Source organism: Paenibacillus sp. G2S3 (genome assembly GCF_030123105.1).
Classification (GTDB): domain Bacteria; phylum Bacillota; class Bacilli; order Paenibacillales; family Paenibacillaceae; genus Paenibacillus_AQ.
Genome location: NZ_CP126095.1, coordinates 4,108,051 through 4,129,346 on the forward strand (window position 1 = coordinate 4,108,051; position 21,296 = coordinate 4,129,346).

Below are 21,296 nucleotides of genomic sequence, written 5' to 3' on the forward strand. Positions count from 1 at the left end.
AACTACCCTCAAGCGCATTTTTATTGATCATACACGGCAAAGCCCAAATTAAGATTGATGATCGGAGTAGCTTCTTTTTTATAGAAAGTCCAAGTAGCATTTTCGCGCTTTTAGTTATGATGAACGAAAGGCAGCCCCTGTTCGCACACCGTAGGTTAAAATGGAAGTTGAAGGACAACCATTTCAGAGCTAAATGCGAAAGGAGCTGTTACTATGAAGAATACCATAAAATACGTAGGTTTGGATGTGTCAAAAGAAAAAATTGCGGTGGCAATTGCAGACGAAGGTCGAGAATCAGCACGATATTATGGAGCTATTCCCCATACCCCGGATGCAGTGGCTCGAATGATTCGGAAACTCAAAGGTTTAGGAATTACACTAGAAGTCTGCTATGAAGCCGGGCCTACGGGGTACGACTTATATCGCTGGCTGACAAAGATGGGGATTTCCTGTGTGGTGATCGCACCTTCGCGTATGCCACAGCGCCCCGGCGATGCCATAAAAACCGACCGACGGGATGCAGAAAAACTGGCTCAGCTGCATCGAGCTGGAGAATTGACCGCGATCTATGTGCCGACTCCAGAACTCGAAGCCTTACGAGATCTCATTCGTGCGCGAGAAGATGCTAGGCAAGACCTACATCGGGCTCGGCAACGACTCATTCATTTTCTGTTGCGCCACCAAATTCACAAGCCAGAGGGCATGAAAAAACGCTGGACCAAAAGGTACAGGGAATGGCTCTCTATGTTGAAGTTTAATAATGTAGCTCAAGAACGGGTATTCACCGAATCCCTGCAACAGCTCCGGGAAGTGGAGGAGCGAATCAAGCGACTTGAAGCCGCAATGCGAGAAGAAGCACAGATCTGTCCGTACGCACCTGTCATTCAAGCGTTACAAGGTCTGAGGGGAATCGCCCTGCTGACGGCTATGACTTTAGTTGTCGAGATTGGGAATTTTGAACGTTTTCGTTCACCGGCTCAGCTCATGAGTTATCTGGGACTCGTGCCACGGGAGTATTCATCGGGAGCAAGTACCAAAAGAGGTAGTCTTACAAAAGTCGGAAATTCCGGAGTACGGCGCGCACTGGTGGAGTCCGCATGGAGTTACCGTCACCGCCCTGCTGTTAAAGGAGACTTAGCAGTGCGCCTAGAGGGGCAAAGTGCTCATGTCCATGAAACGTCGTGGAAAGCCCAAGAACGGTTACACAGCAAGTATTTAAAATTAGTCAGACGTGGGAAACACCGAAATTTAACCATGGCAGCGGTGGGTCGTGAGTTAATTGGATTCATCTGGTCGATTGCGGTAGACGCAGAACGAAAAATGGCGTAGATAAAACGGAAAAAACATAAAAAAACACCCAAAAGATTTGAATCCTTGGGGCATGGAGACAAAGAGAAAGGTTCGAAGAGAATCCGTGAATTCCCTGTGCACAGGATCTATGATCTGACGTGCGAAATTAGTTTGCGGAAGCTCTTTCGACGTAGGCATAATATGTGGTAACCAACCCACGGATAGCAGATTGCCAGCCGACGACTCGCATTTTGTCTCTGTGCCCAAGGGATTGAAAACCCTTTGGTTTAAAGGGGAAAACAGGGGAATTGACTAATTCGTTCATAGCAGGGAAAATCTCCCTGAAAATAGTCGATATTCTCTGATAATGAATCGAATCAGGGAATTCCTCCCTAAAAATCAGGCTATATCCTTTATTTCTTACCAAAATAGATGAATTATAGGGAGCTTTTCCCTAATTGTAAGTCTGAGAACCAATAATCTCAGAATTTCAAGGAGAAATTCCCTAAATATTTTAATGAAGCTTCACTAAAGCCATTATTTGAAGGGTCATTTACACTTCTTCAGCATGAGTAAGGGGCCGTCCCCAAGTAGTTTGTACTACTTGGGGACGCCCCCTTTTTACTGTCTATCGAAGGCTTAAACTGGCTTGTCCGGCTTAAGAACTGATCTTGTTATGCTGATACTGCTCTAGTGATACAAGCACCTCACGCGGCTTGCTACCCTCGTAAGGCCCTATTACCCCACGAGCCTCCATAGAGTCAATCAAACGGGCTGCACGGGTGTAGCCAACCCTCATCCGGCGCTGTAGTAGCGAGACTGAAGCCTGCTTCGCTTCAAGCACGATCGTTACGGCTTGCTCATATAACTCATCCTGCGGTTCCTGATCCTCAGAAATTGTGTCATCGACCTCTGGAACAATGGACTCGTCATATTCGGCTTCCCCTTGACTGCTGACATATTGAACGATCGTCTCAACCTCCTGATCGCTCATAAAGGCACCCTGTACACGAATCGGTTTAGAAGCCCCCATCGGTAAGAACAGCATGTCTCCTCGACCTAATAGCTTCTCCGCACCTGGCATATCCAGAATGGTGCGTGAATCTACGTTGGACGATACACCAAAAGCGATCCGAGATGGAATATTAGCCTTAATCAAGCCTGTAATGACATCCACGGAAGGGCGCTGAGTAGCAATAATTAGATGGATACCAGCTGCACGCGCCATCTGTGCAAGTCGACAGATAGCATCCTCTACATCGTTAGCGGCAACCATCATCAAATCCGCAAGCTCGTCCACAATAACAACAATATACGGAAGTATAGCAGCTGGGTTCTCTGCCATCAGCTTATTATAGCCTTCCATGTTGCGCGTTCCTGATTTGGAGAAGAGTTCATACCTTTTCTCCATTTCCACAACGATCTTCTTCAAAGCTAAGCTCGCCCGTTTCGGATCGGTAACCACAGGAGCCAAAAGATGAGGAATCCCATTATAGACATTCAGCTCTACCATCTTAGGGTCTACCATCAGGAATTTGACTTCATCGGGTTTAGCTTTGTATAAAATACTCGTAATAATCCCGTTAATACAAACCGATTTACCAGAACCCGTCGCACCCGCCACCAATAAATGGGGCATCTTCGCTAAATTACCTATAATCGTCTGACCCGAAATATCACGTCCAAAAGCAATCGATAATCTGGATTCAGCTTCCTGAAAGATCTGTGTTTCCATAACTTCACGCATCGTAACAATAGACACTTCGGAATTTGGTACCTCTATCCCAATGGCTGATTTACCCGGAATTGGTGCTTCCATACGTATATCTTTAGCTGCAAGAGCAAGTGCAATATCGTCCGTCAAATTAACAATCCGGCTGACCTTAACACCGATATCCGGCTGAATCTCGTACCGTGTAACTGCTGGTCCTCTAACTACTTCAAGAACCTTTGCTCTTACACCGAAACTCTCTAGTGTAGCTTCTAGCTTCCGGGCGGTCTGCATATAATCATTCTGATCCCCCGCTTTGCCACTGTTATTAGGTTTGGCTAGAAGTCGGAAAGATGGCAGCTTATAAGGTTTTGGTGGAGGTGGTGCCGGTGGAGCGGGAATGATCTCTCCATCAGGAGTGGCACTTAGCAATCCATCCAAGTCTATGGTCACATTCTCCTCAGGCTCATCTGAAGGCTGTTGATTTACTGAATTAGCCCCAGTAGCAGGAGCTTTGACGGCAACGCCACGAGCGGCAGGAGAGAATTCACTCCATTCCTCCCGATCTTCCTCATTCAGCCCTTCTGAGCGGATATGCTCGAAGAAGTCGCGAATAATTGGAGTCACTGGTTCCATATCCAAATCAGCATCATCAAAATCATGATGGTCTTCAAGTGGAGTCACACGACTCTCTGCTGAGAGCCCCGAAATAATCGGACCGTGAGAAGCACTTGTTATAATTGGACCCTGATCCTCATCCTCTGGATTAGCTTCCGCCTCTGAACGTGTGGAGCCTGAGAACCAACCCGCTATTTTTTTCAATAGGACCGGTTGCTTGCGATTAGGCAAATAACGCTCATCCTCTTCCTCTTCGTCATCCTCGTCATAAACAGGCTGTTTCACCTGCCGAGTCTTAGCAGATGCTGCTGCTTTGGAAGGCCTAGCCGCTACTGGGACTGCCTTCGGACGGTTTGCCGCATGAAGACGAATTCCCTCCACAAACTTAACCGTACGAACTCGCAGTAGAGTAAGTATCTCCACATAGGAGAGGTTTGTAATTAACATAAAACTGATGGCAAGCATGACGATCATCAGCAGCTTAGCTCCCAGACTACCAAAGAGCCACAGCAGCGCAGCATACTCCAATCCGCCGATATACCCACCGCTTATGTCCTTACCCAGCATATAGACATTACTATTGTTAACACCGGGCGAAAGAGATCCCGAAAGATCGTTATGTATTTGGGTCATCACGTTGCCAGGATGGAGCAAGGACAACGGGCCAAGCTTCTGCTCCATTGCAGAAATAGTGCTCATAAGGCACATGGATAGGAGAAGCAGAAGCACGCCTGTATGTCGACTGTTCCAAGAAGAGGGCCATCTGCGATGGATCATAACCATAAGCCCATAAAAAATACCAATAAGCGGCAACACAAAATAAAATCTCCCTAATAAATAACCCGCCATACTTGAAAGTGACCGCCCTACCGCCGCTTCACCGGACAGAGCAATAACGGATATCGTTATTAGTAAAATTCCGTAAATTTCATATTTTAAAACGCTGCCGAGCAGCGCTTTTTTCTTTTTCTTTTTTCGTTTAGCCACGCCAGCCACCCCCGGAACAACATTATACCATATAATGGCGTGGCGTACCTATGTTCTCTTTTGTCAGAAAATGAATCTTTATGTTAACGTAATTATCGCTCCAGGAGAGTACGACGGATCCAAATAACGATCTAGTGGACAATCCAGTAATCTTACTATACGTGCGCGCCCTTCCTCCATCGGTTCAACCTGCATAAGCATCCCTTGAACACTTACTTCTCGCGTTGTTGCGTAATTATTAAACGCCCCTTCCCATACCTGTTCCATCGACATTATCGTATACAGTGTCATTGAGTAAGCCCTCCCGAAATTGCTGCTGTAGGCGCTGCAGAGAAATCTCCACCGATCATGCGGTTAAGATGCGCTAAGGCCGCTCCGATCCCGCCCACCTCATCCATCAGACCATATTTAACGGCATCGAGTCCCCCAACGGCTGTTCCAATGTCACGATTGAGCTCCCCCGTCTTAAACATGAGGTCACGGAACTGTTCTTCAGAAATCCGAGAATGAGAAGTAACGAATTTAACTACACGCTCCTGCATTTTCTCCATATATTCGAACGTCTGTGGCACACCAATTACTAAACCATTCATACGAATCGGATGTATCGTCATCGTTGCACTTTCCGCAATAATCGAATATGTCGAGGATACAGCGATCGGAACGCCAATACTATGTCCCCCTCCAATAACTACAGTTACTGTTGGTTTAGAAAGCGATGAAATCATTTCGGCAATCGCTAGACCAGCTTCTACATCTCCACCAACAGTATTTAAAATAATAAGCAGACCTTTAATATTCTTATTCTGTTCAGCTGCCACCAGCTGCGGAATGATATGCTCGTATTTTGTCGTTTTGTTCTGAGGAGGCATTACAATATGGCCTTCAATCTGACCGATGATCGTTATGCAAAAGATATCCGGTTCTCCGCTTGGAACCGCTGTTTGTCCAAGCTCCTTTATTGCACCCATTGTAGTGGGCGGCATATTCTGATTTGTATTCGGATTTTCCTCTTGAGGTATAACCTCCTCATTTTTTGCTCCATTCGATCCATTCATGTAGTTCATCTTCGCAGCTCTCCCTTTTCTTATGCAGCTCTGGTCTGCTATAGCCTTACTAACTTTCATTAGTATGACATTTCAGGGCCCTGCATTATGCAAACCTCTCCTCATGATGTGAATATAAACAACACAAAAACCCCTTTTCCCGTAGAAACCGTCCAATATTTCCGGGGAAAAGGGGCCAATGCCCAAGCTATATAATTATTTAAGGAGAATTCTCCTACACTTCCATGATAATCGGCAAAATCATCGGTCTACGACGCGTTTGCTCATATAAGAAACGACCGAGCGAATCTTTTACGCTTGTTTTAAGCGAAGCCCACTCATTTACTTTCTCACTCATCAGGCGTTGCAGTGTACTGGAAACAATACGGTTCGCTTCGTCGAGCAGTCCTTCGGACTCACGAACGTAAACGAAACCACGGGAAATGATGTCCGGTCCGGAGACAATCGCACCATTCTGTTTGCTTAGTGTAACCACGACAACCAAAATACCATCTTGAGACAGCAATTTACGGTCACGCAATACAATATTACCTACATCACCTACACCCAGACCGTCAATCAATACGTTACCAGCCGTTACTTTACCAGCTTTACGAGCGGCACCGCCTTGAATTTCCACAATCTCACCGATTTCAGTAATGAAAATGTTCTGCGAATCTACGCCAACGGATTCTGCCAAAAGCGCATGTTTGCGTTGCATACGGTATTCACCGTGAATTGGAATGAAATATTTCGGTTTCATCAGGTTGAGCATCAGCTTAAGCTCTTCCTGGCTACCGTGACCAGATACGTGAACGCCGGAATTGGAACCACTATAAATTACGTTAGCGCCGAGACGGAACAATTCATCAATGGTACGACCTACATATTTCTCGTTACCTGGTACCGGTGTTGCCGCGATAATAACAGTATCACCTGGCAAGATATCTACTTTACGATGACTGGAGCGTGCCATGCGGGTCAATGCGGACATTGGCTCGCCTTGGCTGCCTGTGCAAAGAACAACGACACGATTAGCTGCCATTCTGTTCATTTCTTCAGGCTCGATCAGCATACCGTCTGGTACGTTCAGATATCCAAGCTCAGAAGCGATGGATACAACGTTTACCATACTACGGCCAATTACTGTAATCTTACGACCCGTGGATTCTGCTGCATTAACCACTTGTTGAATACGGTGCACATTGGAAGCAAAAGTAGCTACAACGACACGTTGCTCAGCCTTGCGGAAAATGTCTTCCAGGACGATACCGACATTCTTCTCAGATGGGGTAAAGCCTGGTTTCTCAGCATTCGTACTATCCGACAAAAGAGCAAGCACGCCCTTTTGACCAATTTCAGCCATCCGATGCAGATTTGCAAATTGACCGTTGACTGGAGTGTGGTCAAATTTGAAATCGCCCGTATGAACCACGTTACCTTCCGGTGTTTCTATGCACACACCGACGGAATCCGGAATACTGTGGTTTGTTCTGAAGAAAGTAACTTTGAGCGAGCTTCCCAGTTGAATTTCTGAATCTTCATTGATCAGAATTCGTTTGGTGTCACCCAGCAAGTTTGCTTCCTTCAATTTGTTTTCTACAAGGCCTAATGTAAGTCTTGTTCCGTAAACCGGAACATTCAAGTTCTTCAGGACATATGGGAGACCACCGATGTGATCCTCGTGTCCGTGGGTAAGTACAATCCCTCTTACCTTGTCGCGGTTCTCTGTCAAATAAGAGATATCAGGAATTACAATATCAATACCGAGCATGTCTTCTTCTGGGAACTTCAGTCCCGAATCCACGACTACAATGTCAGCTCCATATTGAATGACATACATGTTTTTCCCGATTTCTCCGACTCCGCCCAATGCGAAAATCATCAATTTATCGTTGTTGTTTTTTTTGGACAAATGAATCTAACCCTCCTATGATGTTGGACGTCATACTTTTATTGGTAAATATTGAACTTCGATTATTTCAGCGGCGCTGAACACATTCTTCAAACAGCTGATAGCTTCCTTAATTAACAAGGATATTCCTGATATCTGTAAAATGCGCAATGCGAAAGCTCCCGATTCCGGGCAGTAAAGTTCATATTGAAGCGGACAAATGCCGTCAAAATTCACCGTCGCGCCCCTCGCGCGAAGACATGTCAAACATTTACACAGACTCATCTTGGGACCTATCCTGTCTCACAATGTATACCATTGACGGAAGATTACCGCATATTTAATTTTAACCGCACCCAGTCACTTAAGATCATTATACATGATTTTTTTGGCAAAAGACAAGTCACCCTATCTCGTATCCAAATTCTTTCCTTAAATGTGATTCATTATTTCAGCAAAATATTATAAATATAAAAACCGGCTCTCCATAGGAGAAGCCGGTTTAAACACTGGAATATCACTGATCAGCACTTAGTGAAATAGCGCCTCAATAAAGGCCGCCTCAGCTTCCGTAGGTGAAATAAGCGGCAATCTGACGCCTCCAACAGGCAGACCCTTCAGACTTAAAGCATATTTGACAGCTGAGGGATTCGGTAGAGGTTGTGGACATTCGAACAAGCCCTTGAAAATCGGGAACAATTGCCGATGGATCTCTCCCGCTCTCTGGACGTTACCTGAGGTGTGTGCATAGATCATTTCTGACATCTGTGCACCAACCACATGACTAGCTACACTGATAATTCCGTATCCTCCTACGGCCAGACTAGCTAAGCCTGCAGAATCATCACCAGTATATACACGGAAGTCATCAGAACACGCAGAAGCGATAAGTGTTACTTGATCGACAGATGCACATTCTTTTGTCGCAACAATATTCGATATTTCAGCAAGTCGAAGAGTTGTGTCCACGCTCATACTTACACCCGTGCGACCGGGAACATTATACAGCATGACTGGCAATGAAGTCTCCGAAGCAATTGTGGAAAAATGCTGATAGAGCCCTTCCTGATTAGGCTTATTGTAATACGGAACGACCAAAAGTACGCCATCCACACCTATTTTCTCCGCTTCCTTCGTGAGGTGAATAGAGTGTTTCGTATTATTACTGCCTGTTCCAGCGATAATTTTACAGCGACCATTCGCCTTCTCTAGTACAAAAGAAAACAGCTGCAGTTTCTCCTCGTCACTTAACGTTGGGGATTCCCCAGTTGTGCCACAGACAACCAATGCCTCTGATTTCTGTTCCTCAATTAAATAATCGACAAGCTGTGAAGTTACATCCCAGTTGATTTCTCCATCCCCGTCAAAAGGGGTTACCATGGCTGTTATTAATCTTCCGAAATCCACTTTGAATTCCTCCTTGTCAGCGGTGCAATTCAAACATAGCATGCAACGAACGCAGGGACTGCACCATATCCTCTTTCTTCACCAGCACCCAAATCGTTGTATTCGAATCTGCGGATTGGAGAATTTGAATATTTTGTGAGCTAAGTGCCTCAACGATACGAGCCATAATACCAGGTACACCATTGATACCGCCCCCGATGACGGAAACTTTTGCGCAGCCTGATAAACTCTTAGGACGCAAGCCTAATTGCTGGAGAACAGAGATAGCTTTTTCTGATTTGTCATCGAACACAGTATAAAGAGCTTCAGTAGGTGTTACATTAATAAAATCAACGCTTATTCCGTTGTCAGCCATACTTTTAAAAATTTGCAGTTGAACGCCCGTGCCATTTCCGTCTGGACACTCCACAGAAATCTGTGTAACGTTGCTGACATAAGCAATCCCTGTCACAAACCGATCTACAATGCCGCCAGACTGGATGTCGTTGAATCCTTCAGGGTTCGTAACCAGCGTACCTTCATTCTCAGAAAATGTTGACCGAACGCGTACTGGAATTTGTGCCTGCATAGCAATCTCAACCGCACGTGGATGGATTACCTTTGCTCCTTGATGAGCCATATTACAAATTTCTGTATAGCTAACATACGTTAAAGGTTTAGCATCTTCAACGATCCGTGGATCTGCTGTAAGAATCCCGTTAACGTCTGTATAGATATCAACCATATCTGCATGAAGAGCAGCACCCAGTGCAGTCGCAGAGGTGTCACTTCCTCCACGGCCCAAAGTCGTCAAATCTCCAGCTTCAGTTTGTCCTTGGAACCCTGTCACTATAACTACTTTATCTTCACGCAGTTCGCGGAGAATACGTTCAGGACGAACATCCAGAATTCTTGCATTGCCATAGTTGCTATCAGTCATAAAACCAGCCTGAGCTCCCGTTAATACCGTAGAAGCAATCCCTTCATTCTCCAGCAGCCCACAAAGTGTAGTAGCAGAGATAATCTCACCACAGCACATCAAGAGATCCTTCTCACGCTCAGGGAGTGAATCTCCATTCTGCACAGCCCAATCCAGCAGAGTATCTGTTGCATAAGGCTCTCCACGTCTGCCCATTGCCGAAACGACAATGACCAAACTATAGCCGCTAGCGAGCTCCCGTTTGACATTACGAATGACGTGCTCTCTAGCTTGTGGTGTTGAAAGTGATGTTCCTCCGAATTTTTGTACCAGAATACCCATGTATAATTCCTCCATTATTGTCAAAGCAAACACACTAATCGTTCGTAAACAGAACTCATTTCGTTTCTAAATGAGAAATTCCTTTACAGTACGTAAGCTTATTTCTTAAGTAATTTTCTTTTATTTTGAAAAATGGTTGTACCGCCCTCGAAATGAGGACGGTAGCAGCAGTGCTTATATTTTTTTGGTAGCAATGATCTCAGAAATGAGTATGGCAGATCTTGGCTTTAACTTCTCATTGCTCATTTCGTACATCTCCCCTTTTATTGTCCACAACTAAATCCGCCGATTCGGTCTACTCTAAACAGAATGAAACTTTTCGATAATCATCGGCTGTAGCTGTTTACCTTGCAAAGCGGAATAGCAAGCTTCTGGAATAAGATCCATACGCGCTACTAAAGAGTTAGGTTTGCCCTCAGGGTTATCCTGTCCGAATGGCACAAAATAAATATTTTTGGCCACTAGAAGCTTTGCAATATTTGCTGCGTTTAGACCTAAGCCATCATTGGTAGATATCGCCAGAACAAGTGGACGTCCATTACGCATCTGCGATTTTGCAGCCATGAGCACTGGACTATCGGTCATAGCATTTGCCAATTTACTCGTTGTATTTCCAGTGCAGGGTGCTATAGTAAGCACATCCAGCAGCTTGGAAGGACCCAGCGGCTCCGCTTCAACAATTGTAGAAATGATATCATTACCTGTTATATCTTTCAACTGTTTTAGCCAATTTTGCGATGTTCCAAAGCGGGTGTCGGTGCCTAGTACGGATGCTGAAACGATGGGCACTACGTTTGCTCCTCCATCCACGAAGCGTTGGATTTGCGGCATTACCTCCGCAAATGTGCAGTGAGATCCGGTAATCGCATACCCTACTGTTTTTCCGTGCCAATCCATTTTATTCGTCCCCCTTGATTAAAGCCTCGTCCGATATCGACTGAACCAGCGCATTTGCCATAATAATCCCAGCGCTTTTAGGAGCTACAATGCCAGGGAGTCCAGGTGCTAGCATCGCTTTAATTCCTCTTTTCTCAGCATAACGAAAATCACATCCACCTGGAGCAGAAGCCAGATCGACTATTAAGCAATGCGGTGAGATTCGTGAGAGTACTTGTGCGGTGATGATCATACTTGGAATCGTATTAAATATCAGATCAACATCCGGCACATGAAGCAACAGATCACTGGTCATAAAAGGCTTCCAGCCCATTTCCTCAGCACGTGCATAATGTTCCTGTTTTCTAACTCCGGCTTTAACACTAGCACCCAGTCCTTGCAGACTTCTTGCCATTGTAAAACCCGTTCTGCCCAAACCCAGTACCATCGATTTGGAACTGTGAATGGTAAAATCCGTGTTCTGTATGGCCATAACCAGTGCCCCTTCCGCTGTTGGGATGGAGTTGTAGATGGCTACATCGTCACGATTAAGCAATTCAATTAACTTCAACGAATGCTTGGCGCACATGCCGCGTAAGTAGCTTTTGGCCATACCGCTATACACCAAACAATGGGGTGGCAGAGCAGCAAAATGTGCTTCCAAGAGCATCAAGCGTTCAGAAGAAAATAGAGCACTGATATTCCCTTCATCATCACAACCAACCGTAGGCAACACTAATACATCTGCATTACTAAGCAGCTCTACCGACATCTGTTCCAGGTTCACCCCTGGGCAAGGGGTCTCCCACTTATCGAACCCGGCAGCGCTTACCGTCGCATCCAATTCCACACATTTCCGAATCACTTCAAGCTGTCTCGCGTCCCCGCCCAGGAACACGATCCTGACGCCAGTAAGCATAGGGATGACGCTCCTTTCAACATACACTATCGACTATAGAGCATCTTATGCTGGGCATTCTTAATGGGTGAAAAGCGGAGAAGAATTACCATCAGGCTTAAATGTGAAACTTATAATTTGTCATATTTGAAACAAAAAAAGCTTGCGAATCACGCCGAATTGGCATTAATTCGCAAGCTTTTTAATAAGTCATATTATTTGCCAGTGTGACCGAAGCCTCCGGCTCCACGTTCTGTTTCGGATAAAGCATCTACTTCAACCAAAGTGACCACTGGAACCGCTTGAAATACCATTTGGGCAATGCGCTCATTACGAGCGATAGCAAATGGCTCTTGCCCTAGATTGATCAACAACACTTTGATCTCTCCACGATAATCAGCATCAATCGTTCCAGGTGTGTTCAAACACGTAATTCCATGCTTCAAGGCCAGTCCACTTCGTGGACGAATTTGAGCTTCTAGTCCGTCTGGCATAGCTAGTGATATGCCTGTTGGAATTAATGCACGTTCTCCAGGCGCAAGCACAACTTCGCTTTCAACAGCGGCATAAAGATCATACCCGGAAGCCTGTTCTGACATTTTACAAGGCAGATTAACATCCTCGTTTCCAGCTAGTTTATTGATTTGTACGTAATAAGACAAGATCATCTCTCCTAACATTTGCAATAGCTTTATCTGTTGAACCTACCATCGCTAAAGAAAGCGGCTCAGCAAACATATTATCAAGCACATTATTGATATTGTCCATCGTTACTAACTGAATCTTGGCGATCATATCGTCTAATGTGTTATGTTTTCCGAGCATAAGTTCATTTTTTCCGATTCGATTCATCCGGCTACTGGTACTCTCTAGGCTAAGAATGAGGCTACCTTTAAGCTGCTCCTTGCCTTTTCTCAGTTCATCTTCACTAAGACCCTTAGTAGCAAGATCGTACATCATTTCCTTGATTAGCTCCATTACATCCTTGGTTTGCTTAGGTGCTGTTCCAGCATAGACCGTGAACAAACCTGAATCTGCTTGAGAACTGTGGTAAGAATATACAGAATAAGCCAAGCCACGTTTTTCGCGAATCTCTTGGAACATCCGCGAGCTCATCCCACCACCAATGGCATTATTAATAAGTACCATAGCATATTGCAATGGATCGCCAGAACGAACCCCTGGTAAGGAAAGACAGATATGATTCTGTTCTGTTTTCTTGCGGTGAAACAACAAATCCCCATAATAATCCGGTGGAGTCAGCGGCGCAGATGTGCCATGATTAGCGAAGGAACCAAAATGCTGCTCCAATAGCTCAATCAGTCCATCGCTGATGTTGCCCGCTACACTAATTACCGTATTCTCAATCGTATATTGCTCCTTCATGTAGGCACGAAGATCATCTGGCTTCATCTCCATCAGCCGTTCCTTTAAGCCAAGGATAGAATACGCAAGCGGATGATCCTTGTAGGCAGCAGCACACATCAAATCATGCACAAGATCATCTGGTGTGTCCTCGCACATAGAAATTTCCTCAAGGATGACGTTCTTTTCTTTCTCCAGCTCTTCAGCATCCATACGTGAACGGAAGAACATGTCAGCTAACACATCTACTGCGATAGGCAGATGCTCATCCAGTACTTTTGCATAATAGCAAGTATATTCCTTAGAGGTAAATGCATTTACATTGCCACCAATAGCATCGAACTGCTCGGCAATATCTTTAGCACTATATCGATCCGTACCTTTAAAAAGCATATGCTCTACAAAATGGGATATCCCGTTGTTTCCAGGGTGTTCATTCCGCGAACCTGTCTTCACCCAGATTCCGAATGAAACGGACCGGCCTGTCGGAATTTTTTCCATCACTACTCGCAATCCATTGGATAATACTATTTTTTCCACTTCAAGTCCTCCTGGCCATAGCCATGGCTATCTAAATTAATACACGTGCCTATAATCCTACCAGAAATAGATCACTCACTCAACATCAGAGGGAATTAGGCGCTCCGCTGACAGCGTTTGGCTAACTGTACCTAGCTGTAACCCTTTTGCCTTAATCCCGCGTATCATGGCCTTTAGCGCCTGGGAGGATGAGGCAGTAGGATGCATTAGAACAAGTGTGCCGGGTTCAGCTTTGCTTGTGATTTTGGCAACTATAGATTCAGGAGAAGGATTGCGCCAATCTACCGTATCCACAGTCCAGAGTACAGTCTTTAACCCCAAACTGCTTGCGATCTCTACTGTCTCTTGATCAAAATCACCTGATGGAGGTGCGAACCATTTATTAGTAACTCCAAGCGATTCCTTTAACAGCTTTTGCGTCTTCTCAATTTCAACGGTAGCCCGAGCTCGACTTAAAGTACTCATATTGGGGTGGGTATAGGCGTGATTCTCCATCTCATGACCACGCTTTAACATTTCTGTAGCAAGCTCCGGATTCTTACTCAGCCAGCTTCCATCCAGAAAAAACGTAACTTTCACGTGCTCTTCATCCAAAATATCCAGCATTGGCACGATGTACTGATTGCCCCAAGCCACATTAATCATCAGTGATACCATCGGTTTCGCCGGATTTCCGCGATATATAGGTTCTGCTCCCAGTTCATTTAGCGATACTTTTGGTTCGATCTGCCGATACACAAACTTTATGGGTTCTTTTGGCGCCAAAAGAGCATTCCGATAGGTACTCTCTACATCAATTTCAAGTCCGTTATAACCCGGAATAGCCTTCCATACCCGATCAACCACTGCATCGACTGGAGGGGCATTAAGCTTTGCCGCAGCGGTCTCAATCCGCAGACGAAGATCATTGTTCGCCGCCTTAGGAATATCCATCCATACCGCAAGATCATCCTGCGGCTTCAATTGCGCAAGCATGTCCTTAACCGGCCCCTGTGTGCTACCAATTCCTATCACGATCGCTACACAAGCAACCACTAATGCCACTTTTTCCGTCTTCATGACGACTTCCTCCCCGGTAGAAACGAATTTCAGGTTCGTTCCACACAATTACAAAGACACTTTGTCCCAATCTATGAGACAAGGGAGGAATTTATGTCATGAACAGATACAAGACTAATAGATAGAAATGTTTGTGCCAGCTTTCCACTTTCGTCCATATAAAAAAAGAGCCAGAACGCAAATCGCTTCTGTCTCTTTTAATAATGAAATTAGATCCCTTTAGTAAAGGTTATTACTAAGATCAAACTTACGCTTTAGCTCCAGTTTCCGAAGTCAACACCGCTTTACGAGACAGGTTAACCCGGCCTTGTGGATCGATCTCGGTAACTTTAACGGTAATGGTGTCACCAATAGCAACAACATCTTCTACCTTAGCTACACGCTCAGTAGACAATTGGGAAATGTGTACCAATCCGTCTTTGCCCGGAATCAGTTCAACAAATGCACCAAATTTCTCAATACGTCTAACTGTACCCACATAGATTTCTCCGACTTGTACTTCACGCACAAGACCTTCGATAATCGAACGAGCCTTTTGGATCATTTCTTCATCTGAAGAACCGATAAAGACGCGGCCATCTTGTTCGATGTCGATTTTTACGCCGGTTTCTTCAATAATTTTATTGATAATCTTACCACCAGCACCGATAACATCACGGATTTTGTCCGGATTGATGTTGATAATAATGATTTTTGGAGCATATTTGGACAGATTAGGTCTTGGCGCAGAGATCGCTTCATTCATTTTGTCCAAGATGAACAGACGGCCTTCTTTAGCCTGCTGAAGTGCATCCTGAAGAATGTTGCGGTCGATACCGGCAATCTTAATGTCCATTTGAATAGCTGTAACACCTTCTGCTGTACCAGCTACTTTGAAGTCCATATCTCCGAGATGATCTTCCATACCTTGAATATCCGTCAGGATGGAGACATGCTCTCCGTCTTTGATCAGACCCATTGCTACTCCGGCTACAGGTGCTTTGATTGGCACACCAGCGTCCATCATAGCCAGAATGCTGGCACAGATACTAGCCTGGGAAGTAGAACCGTTAGATTCAATCGCTTCTGATACTAGACGAATCGTGTACGGGAATTCAGTTTCACTAGGAATAACCTTAGATAATGCACGTTCTCCTAGTGCTCCGTGACCGATTTCACGGCGTCCTGGTGCTCTAAGCGGACGAGCTTCCCCTACGCTGAACGGTGGGAAGTTGTAATGGTGCATGAAACGTTTCGTTTCAGTAGGATCGATTCCGTCGAGAATTTGCACATCACCTAGTGCTCCAAGGGTACAAACGCTAAGGATTTGTGTTTGTCCACGTGTGAACAGACCGGAACCGTGCGTACGTGGTAACAGGCTTGTATCACATTCAATCGGACGGATTTCATCAAGCTTACGTCCATCTGGACGAACCTTATCATGCGTGATTAGACGTCTTACTTCATCCTTCACGATATCATGTAGGACTTCTTTAACATCTTTCAGAAGCTCCGGTGCTTCTATGTACTTCTCTACGAAATACGCAACTGCTTCATCATTAACGATATCAATCGCTTCCTGACGCGCATGTTTTTCAGCAATTTTAACGGCTTCCACCAGACGAGCCTCTGCAAATGCACGGACCTCAGTATTAACGTCAGCATTCACTGTATGCAGCTTCACAGCCATTTTTTCTTTACCAGCCACTTTGACCAGTTCTTCAATGGTTGCAACGATCTTGCGGATTTCATCATGACCGAACATAATCGCTTCGAGCATCACATCTTCCGTCACTTCGTTCGCTTCTGCTTCAACCATCATGATTGCTTCCTTCGTTCCAGCAACCACTACATAAATATCACTGATTGCTTGCTGAGCCATATCCGGATTGATCACAAACTCTCCATTAATCCGACCTACAGCAACGCCGCCGATTGGTCCATCAAAAGGCACATCAGAAATACTAAGTGCAGCTGAAGTACCGATCATAGCAGCAATATCTGGTGCGCAGTCCTGATCCACACTCATTACCATGTTCAATACCTGAACATCGTTACGGAATCCTTCAGGGAACAGTGGTCTGATTGGACGGTCAGTCAAACGGCTGGACAGAATCGCTTTCTCACTCGGTCTGCCTTCACGTTTAATAAATCCGCCAGGAATTTTACCTACTGCATATAATCTTTCCTCATAGTTAACCGTAAGCGGGAAAAAATCCAGATCCTTAGGCTCTTTCGAAGCCGTAACGGTACATAATACCGAAGTATCTCCATAACGCACCATAACGGCTGCGTTTGCTTGTTTAGCTAGGCGGCCCGTTTCCAGCACAAGGCGTCTTCCGCCTAGCTGCATTTCTACACGTTTTTCCATAAATACCTCCTTGAATAGTAGTAGACCCGCAGTCAAATATAGCAGGTTCACATATCGATCTAATGAATCGGAAAGGCTTGTCCCTAAGGTATGTAGCCTGTTCTGTATGCATATAAGAAGAAACGGCTAAGTCTTACAGATGATGTAAAGTGGCCGTTTTTACGAATAATCTCATCAGTCTTGCTATAAAGTTTTCCCTAAATTTTCAAAAAGCAACCCAGCTGTCCCGCTGTCGCTCCGAGAAGGACATACGGTATACAACCAGGCTGCTTTAAGGGTTATCTTATGGAAAATTAACGACGCAATCCCAGTCTTTCGATCAGGGCGCTGTAACGTCTGATGTCTTTGTTTTTCAAATACGCCAGAAGTTTACGACGTTGTCCAACCATTTTCAACAATCCGCGACGGGAGTGATGATCTTTCTTGTGCGTACGCAAGTGGTCAGTCAAATTAACGATGTTCTCCGTTAGGATAGCAACTTGCACCTCAGGGGATCCAGTATCGGATTCGTGAGTTTTGTGCTCGTCGATCAATTGATGTTTACGTTCTTGAGTTAATGCCATCCTGTTCACCTCCTTCAATATAATCGCCACTAGCCTCGTCACCGTCGGTGAGAACGTGCAACCAAGCTAAGGTTATGATGCTGTAAGCCAGCAACGTTTATTAGTATAGCATCTCCATTAACAAAAGTAAACGGCTTGTCCGGGATGACTATAGTTTATACCCCAAAATCTTCTTCGCGGTTTCTGCATCCTCACCGATTTGAGTGATCAATGCACCTATAGATTCGAATTTTCGTTCAGGACGAATGTAAGATACTAACTCTAACTTAAGCTCTTGATCATACAAATCACCTTCGAAGTCAAACAGATGGACCTCAAAGCTTGGAGTCAATACACCCTCATGAAAGGTAGGTTTAACGCCCACATTCATGACCCCGTACAAAACTTTATCCTTATAAAAGACTCGGACCGCATATACACCTTTAGTCGGAATGACAAAATGAGCACTGAGTTTCAAATTCGCCGTTGGAAAACCAATGGTGCGACCTCTCTTCTCACCGTGACCCACTTCACCACGCAGATAATAGCAACGTCCGAACCAGGAGTTTGCCAGCTCTAAATCCCCATTTTGGAGACTTTTGCGAATGCCGGAGCTGCTAACCTTCTCTCCATCCAGCAGAAAAGGTGGAGCAACCTCCACATTCATAACACCTTCACCCAATTTGCGAAGCATCTCAACATCGCCTTCACCTTGATAACCAAAACGAAAGTCAAAGCCGACAACTGCAGTTACAATATGTAGCGGCAAAAGCATAACAGAGACAAAATTCTGTGGGCTTACACGGGAAAGCTGCTCGTTAAATTCAATAACATATAAGATATCGACACCCAAACTAGCAAGTATCTCCTGCTTTTCTACGGGTGGCGTCAAATACCCTTCATAATCACCCTTACCCATAACATCTTTAGGATGGGGATGAAATGTAAGGACTGCGGCCGGCACACCTTGTTTACGGGCTAGGGCCACAGCGGATGTAATGACGCTAGCATGTCCACGATGCAATCCGTCAAACTGCCCTAGAGCAGCCACTTGAGGCTGAGCCCACTCTGCAGCAGTCTCCGGAGACATCGGATAGGTTAACGTTACGGTTCTCACGCTGTTTCTCACCTACAATTCACTTGGTAAAATTGATTTAAGCTTGTGCAAATACCTTAACTGGAGCAATTGCACCTGTATCTTCCAATTCATAAATGCCAAGAAATCCACCTTGAAGATCGTATAGCCGAAATTGACCGTTTGCCTGCACCTCTGGAGCGATAAATCGTGAGGACAAACGCTGGCCCTGCAAAGCTGCCTTCTTCTTCTCATCCATTACAGTGTGCTTTGGCATATGAGAAATGGCTTCGTCTGCAGCGATTAAATGATCTTCCAATGTTCCGGCTTCCTTGTGAGTGGCAATATCCTCTAGCGTAAGACAATGACTAGCAGAAATTCCTGCTGACATCGTTCTCTCTAGCTTCACCATCACACCCGGCAGTCCAAGTGCACGACCGATATCGACACAAAGTGTGCGAATATATGTGCCTTTGGAGCATAATACCCGGAATGTGATATCGGGATGATTGCCTTCCCAAGTCATATCCGTCATTTCAATTTCATAAATCTCTACTTCACGGCTTTTACGTTCAACGGTTTTACCTTCTCTTGCCAACTCATAAAGACGTTTGCCGTCAACTTTAACCGCAGAATACATTGGTGGAACCTGAGAAATAACCCCTTTAAATGAAGCAAGCACTGATAGAATTTCTTCTTCAGTTACATGCACCTCATCTACAGTTTCTGTAATAGTCCCCGTTAAGTCCTCGGTATCACTCGACATTCCCAGTCTCAGTGTTGCCACATATTCTTTAGGCAACTCCTGAATATACTCCACAACACGTGTAGCACGCCCCAGACAAAGTGGTAGCACACCTGTTACTTGAGGATCAAGCGTTCCCGTATGTCCAATACGTTTCATGCCGAGAATACGACGCGCCTTGGCCACAACATCATGTGAAGTGAAGCCGGCCGGCTTATATACCGCCAGTACACCTTCTAATTCACTCATAAATGACGTCTTACCTCCTCAAGCACCTGGGCTATTGCCGTTTCGAGTGTAGCTTCTATACGCGCACCTGCAGCACGGGTATGACCGCCACCTCCAAACGTTTGCGCTAGATCAGCCACGTCCACCTTACCAGCAGAACGCAAACTAACTTTAACCGCATTTTCATGAATGACTTTGAACAGAATCCCTACTTCCACACCTCGAATATTGCGAGGGTAGTTCACGAGACCTTCTAAATCTTCATTGGCAGCAGCACATTCGATCATATCCTCCGGTGTAACATAGAGCCAGGCAATATCCCCTTCGGGTGATAATTGAAGAGTATTTAAAGCTTTATTTAAAATTTTAATCTGCGGCAATGTCATTTCTTCAAGTAATGTCTCAGCCAGTTCAGGACCGTTAACGCCATAAGAAAGCAGTTCAGATACGGCTGCCATTACTTTTGGTGATGTGTTGGTATATCGAAATCCACCAGTATCTGTCAAAAGACCTGTGTATAAAGCTGTGGCGATATCGATGTCCCATTCAATCTCGAACGTCTTCAGCAGATCGAACAAAATTTCCGCAGTCGCAGCAGCATCCGGTTTGATTAAATTCACAAATCCATAACCGTTGTTGGTGGGATGATGGTCAATGTTCAGGATTAGAGCATCATTCGCAAAATAGCGATGAGTCAGTCCTACTCGCTGAAAATCAGCACAATCCACACAGATCACATTGCTGTATTGACGGGGCGGCTCACTAGAGGCCATATTGATGATTTCATCCGAATGCCATAAGTATTCCATCCGCTTCGGTATCGGTCCTTCATTTAGCATAGTGTATTTTTTGCCCAGACATGAGAGAAGCCAGCCCACCGCTAGGGTGGAGCTGACTGCATCTCCGTCCGGCTGAACATGCGACACTACAAGGTAATCGTCGTGTTCCAGCAGAAACTCACGGGTCTGCTGGAGACTTTGTTCATAGCTCTGCATTCGCCGTCTCCTTTATAAAGGTTGTTCAAAATAGCCTTAAGCTATTTTGAACTCCTTTTAGTACCTATTTCTAATCGTTCTTATGAAGCTCTCCGAGAAGTTTCTCAATGTGACTGCCATAAGCGACAGATTCATCGATCTTGAAGATCAGTTCCGGTGTATGCCGCAGGCGAATCGCCTTGCCAAGCTCGGAGCGAAGAAAACCATTAGCTTTTTCAATCGCTTTAAGGGAGCCTGACTTCTGCTCTTCATCCCCGAATACGCTTAGGTATACTTTCGCTTGCGACAGATCGTTAGTCACGTCTACGCCAGTTACAGTTACAAAACCGATTCGAGGGTCTTTCAGTCCGCTTTGGATAAGTTGACTAAGCTCTTTCTTGATCTGCTCGCCCACTCGACCTGCTCTAATTTTAGACATCTATATTCACCT

At 45.1% G+C, this 21,296-nt stretch carries 18 protein-coding genes; 1 reads left to right on the forward strand and 17 read right to left on the reverse strand.

The window, feature by feature from the left end:
* Positions 1–213: 213 nt before the first annotated feature.
* Positions 214–1,329, forward strand: a complete 1,116-nt coding sequence (locus QNH28_RS17945; protein ID WP_283907897.1) for an IS110 family RNA-guided transposase — start codon at positions 214–216, stop codon at positions 1,327–1,329.
* A 619-nt stretch (positions 1,330–1,948) separates the two neighbouring features.
* Here QNH28_RS17945 and QNH28_RS17950 read toward each other — a convergent pair.
* From QNH28_RS17950 to rbfA, 17 genes are all read right to left on the reverse strand, one after another.
* Entirely contained in the window at positions 1,949–4,606 is a 2,658-nt protein-coding gene (locus QNH28_RS17950; RefSeq protein WP_283907898.1) for an FtsK/SpoIIIE family DNA translocase, read from the reverse strand.
* Between the two features lie 78 nt (positions 4,607–4,684).
* Positions 4,685–4,897 carry a YlzJ-like family protein gene (locus QNH28_RS17955; RefSeq protein WP_283907899.1) on the reverse strand — a complete coding sequence of 71 codons (213 nt, stop codon included), beginning with the start codon at positions 4,895–4,897 and terminating at the stop codon, positions 4,685–4,687.
* Positions 4,894–5,673: a ClpP family protease gene (locus QNH28_RS17960; RefSeq protein WP_283907900.1), complete on the reverse strand. Its 780-nt coding sequence runs from the start codon at positions 5,671–5,673 to the stop codon at positions 4,894–4,896. The genes QNH28_RS17955 and QNH28_RS17960 overlap by 4 nt, the downstream gene beginning before the upstream one ends.
* A gap of 214 nt (positions 5,674–5,887) precedes the next feature.
* The gene (locus QNH28_RS17965; protein WP_042128831.1) at positions 5,888–7,567 is read right to left on the reverse strand and encodes a ribonuclease J; all 1,680 of its coding nucleotides are present in this window, start codon (positions 7,565–7,567) and stop codon (positions 5,888–5,890) included.
* A gap of 510 nt (positions 7,568–8,077) precedes the next feature.
* On the reverse strand, positions 8,078–8,953 hold the full coding sequence (dapA, locus tag QNH28_RS17970; protein WP_283907901.1) for a 4-hydroxy-tetrahydrodipicolinate synthase: 876 nt from the start codon (positions 8,951–8,953) through the stop codon (positions 8,078–8,080).
* A gap of 16 nt (positions 8,954–8,969) precedes the next feature.
* Positions 8,970–10,193 (reverse strand): aspartate kinase, encoded by a 1,224-nt coding sequence (gene dapG, locus QNH28_RS17975; protein ID WP_042189405.1) that lies wholly within the window; start codon positions 10,191–10,193, stop codon positions 8,970–8,972.
* A gap of 300 nt (positions 10,194–10,493) precedes the next feature.
* The gene (locus QNH28_RS17980) at positions 10,494–11,090 is read right to left on the reverse strand and encodes a dipicolinate synthase subunit B (protein WP_283907902.1); all 597 of its coding nucleotides are present in this window, start codon (positions 11,088–11,090) and stop codon (positions 10,494–10,496) included.
* 1 nt (position 11,091) lies between these two features.
* Positions 11,092–11,988 carry a dipicolinate synthase subunit DpsA gene (gene dpsA / locus QNH28_RS17985; RefSeq protein WP_283907903.1) on the reverse strand — a complete coding sequence of 299 codons (897 nt, stop codon included), beginning with the start codon at positions 11,986–11,988 and terminating at the stop codon, positions 11,092–11,094.
* 194 nt (positions 11,989–12,182) lie between these two features.
* Positions 12,183–12,629, reverse strand: coding sequence for a dUTP diphosphatase (dut, locus tag QNH28_RS17990; protein ID WP_283907904.1), 447 nt, complete (start codon positions 12,627–12,629; stop codon positions 12,183–12,185).
* Positions 12,604–13,872, reverse strand: a complete 1,269-nt coding sequence (locus tag QNH28_RS17995) for a M16 family metallopeptidase (protein WP_283907905.1) — start codon at positions 13,870–13,872, stop codon at positions 12,604–12,606. The genes dut and QNH28_RS17995 overlap by 26 nt, the downstream gene beginning before the upstream one ends.
* A gap of 75 nt (positions 13,873–13,947) precedes the next feature.
* A complete protein-coding gene (locus QNH28_RS18000; protein WP_283907906.1) occupies positions 13,948–14,931 on the reverse strand; it encodes a polysaccharide deacetylase family protein in 984 nt (327 codons plus the stop codon).
* A 247-nt stretch (positions 14,932–15,178) separates the two neighbouring features.
* Positions 15,179–17,281, reverse strand: a complete 2,103-nt coding sequence (gene pnp / locus QNH28_RS18005) for a polyribonucleotide nucleotidyltransferase (RefSeq protein WP_283907907.1) — start codon at positions 17,279–17,281, stop codon at positions 15,179–15,181.
* Positions 17,282–17,574: 293 nt separating this feature from the next.
* A complete protein-coding gene (gene rpsO / locus QNH28_RS18010) occupies positions 17,575–17,844 on the reverse strand; it encodes a 30S ribosomal protein S15 (protein WP_036656390.1) in 270 nt (89 codons plus the stop codon).
* Between the two features lie 148 nt (positions 17,845–17,992).
* Positions 17,993–18,940: a bifunctional riboflavin kinase/FAD synthetase gene (locus QNH28_RS18015; RefSeq protein ID WP_283907908.1), complete on the reverse strand. Its 948-nt coding sequence runs from the start codon at positions 18,938–18,940 to the stop codon at positions 17,993–17,995.
* Between the two features lie 37 nt (positions 18,941–18,977).
* Positions 18,978–19,892, reverse strand: coding sequence for a tRNA pseudouridine(55) synthase TruB (gene truB / locus QNH28_RS18020; protein WP_283907909.1), 915 nt, complete (start codon positions 19,890–19,892; stop codon positions 18,978–18,980).
* Positions 19,889–20,866 carry a DHH family phosphoesterase gene (locus tag QNH28_RS18025; RefSeq protein WP_283907910.1) on the reverse strand — a complete coding sequence of 326 codons (978 nt, stop codon included), beginning with the start codon at positions 20,864–20,866 and terminating at the stop codon, positions 19,889–19,891. The genes truB and QNH28_RS18025 overlap by 4 nt, the downstream gene beginning before the upstream one ends.
* Positions 20,867–20,936: 70 nt before the next feature.
* A complete protein-coding gene (gene rbfA, locus QNH28_RS18030; RefSeq protein ID WP_042128856.1) occupies positions 20,937–21,284 on the reverse strand; it encodes a 30S ribosome-binding factor RbfA in 348 nt (115 codons plus the stop codon).
* Positions 21,285–21,296: the final 12 nt, after the last annotated feature.

Bases quoted from the DNA above. Each gene is read 5' to 3' on its own strand.
- QNH28_RS17945 (WP_283907897.1), top strand. From the start codon at position 214: ATGAAGAATACCATAAAATACGTAGGTTTGGATGTGTCAAAAGAAAAA.
- QNH28_RS17955 (WP_283907899.1), bottom strand. From the start codon at position 4,897: ATGACACTGTATACGATAATGTCGATGGAACAGGTATGGGAAGGGGCG.
- QNH28_RS17960 (WP_283907900.1), bottom strand. From the start codon at position 5,673: ATGAACTACATGAATGGATCGAATGGAGCAAAAAATGAGGAGGTTATA.
- dapG (WP_042189405.1), bottom strand. From the start codon at position 10,193: ATGGGTATTCTGGTACAAAAATTCGGAGGAACATCACTTTCAACACCA.
- QNH28_RS17980 (WP_283907902.1), bottom strand. From the start codon at position 11,090: ATGGATTGGCACGGAAAAACAGTAGGGTATGCGATTACCGGATCTCAC.
- dpsA (WP_283907903.1), bottom strand. From the start codon at position 11,988: ATGCTTACTGGCGTCAGGATCGTGTTCCTGGGCGGGGACGCGAGACAG.
- QNH28_RS18000 (WP_283907906.1), bottom strand. From the start codon at position 14,931: ATGAAGACGGAAAAAGTGGCATTAGTGGTTGCTTGTGTAGCGATCGTG.
- pnp (WP_283907907.1), bottom strand. From the start codon at position 17,281: ATGGAAAAACGTGTAGAAATGCAGCTAGGCGGAAGACGCCTTGTGCTG.
- rpsO (WP_036656390.1), bottom strand. From the start codon at position 17,844: ATGGCATTAACTCAAGAACGTAAACATCAATTGATCGACGAGCACAAA.
- truB (WP_283907909.1), bottom strand. From the start codon at position 19,892: ATGAGTGAATTAGAAGGTGTACTGGCGGTATATAAGCCGGCCGGCTTC.
- QNH28_RS18025 (WP_283907910.1), bottom strand. From the start codon at position 20,866: ATGCAGAGCTATGAACAAAGTCTCCAGCAGACCCGTGAGTTTCTGCTG.
- rbfA (WP_042128856.1), bottom strand. From the start codon at position 21,284: ATGTCTAAAATTAGAGCAGGTCGAGTGGGCGAGCAGATCAAGAAAGAG.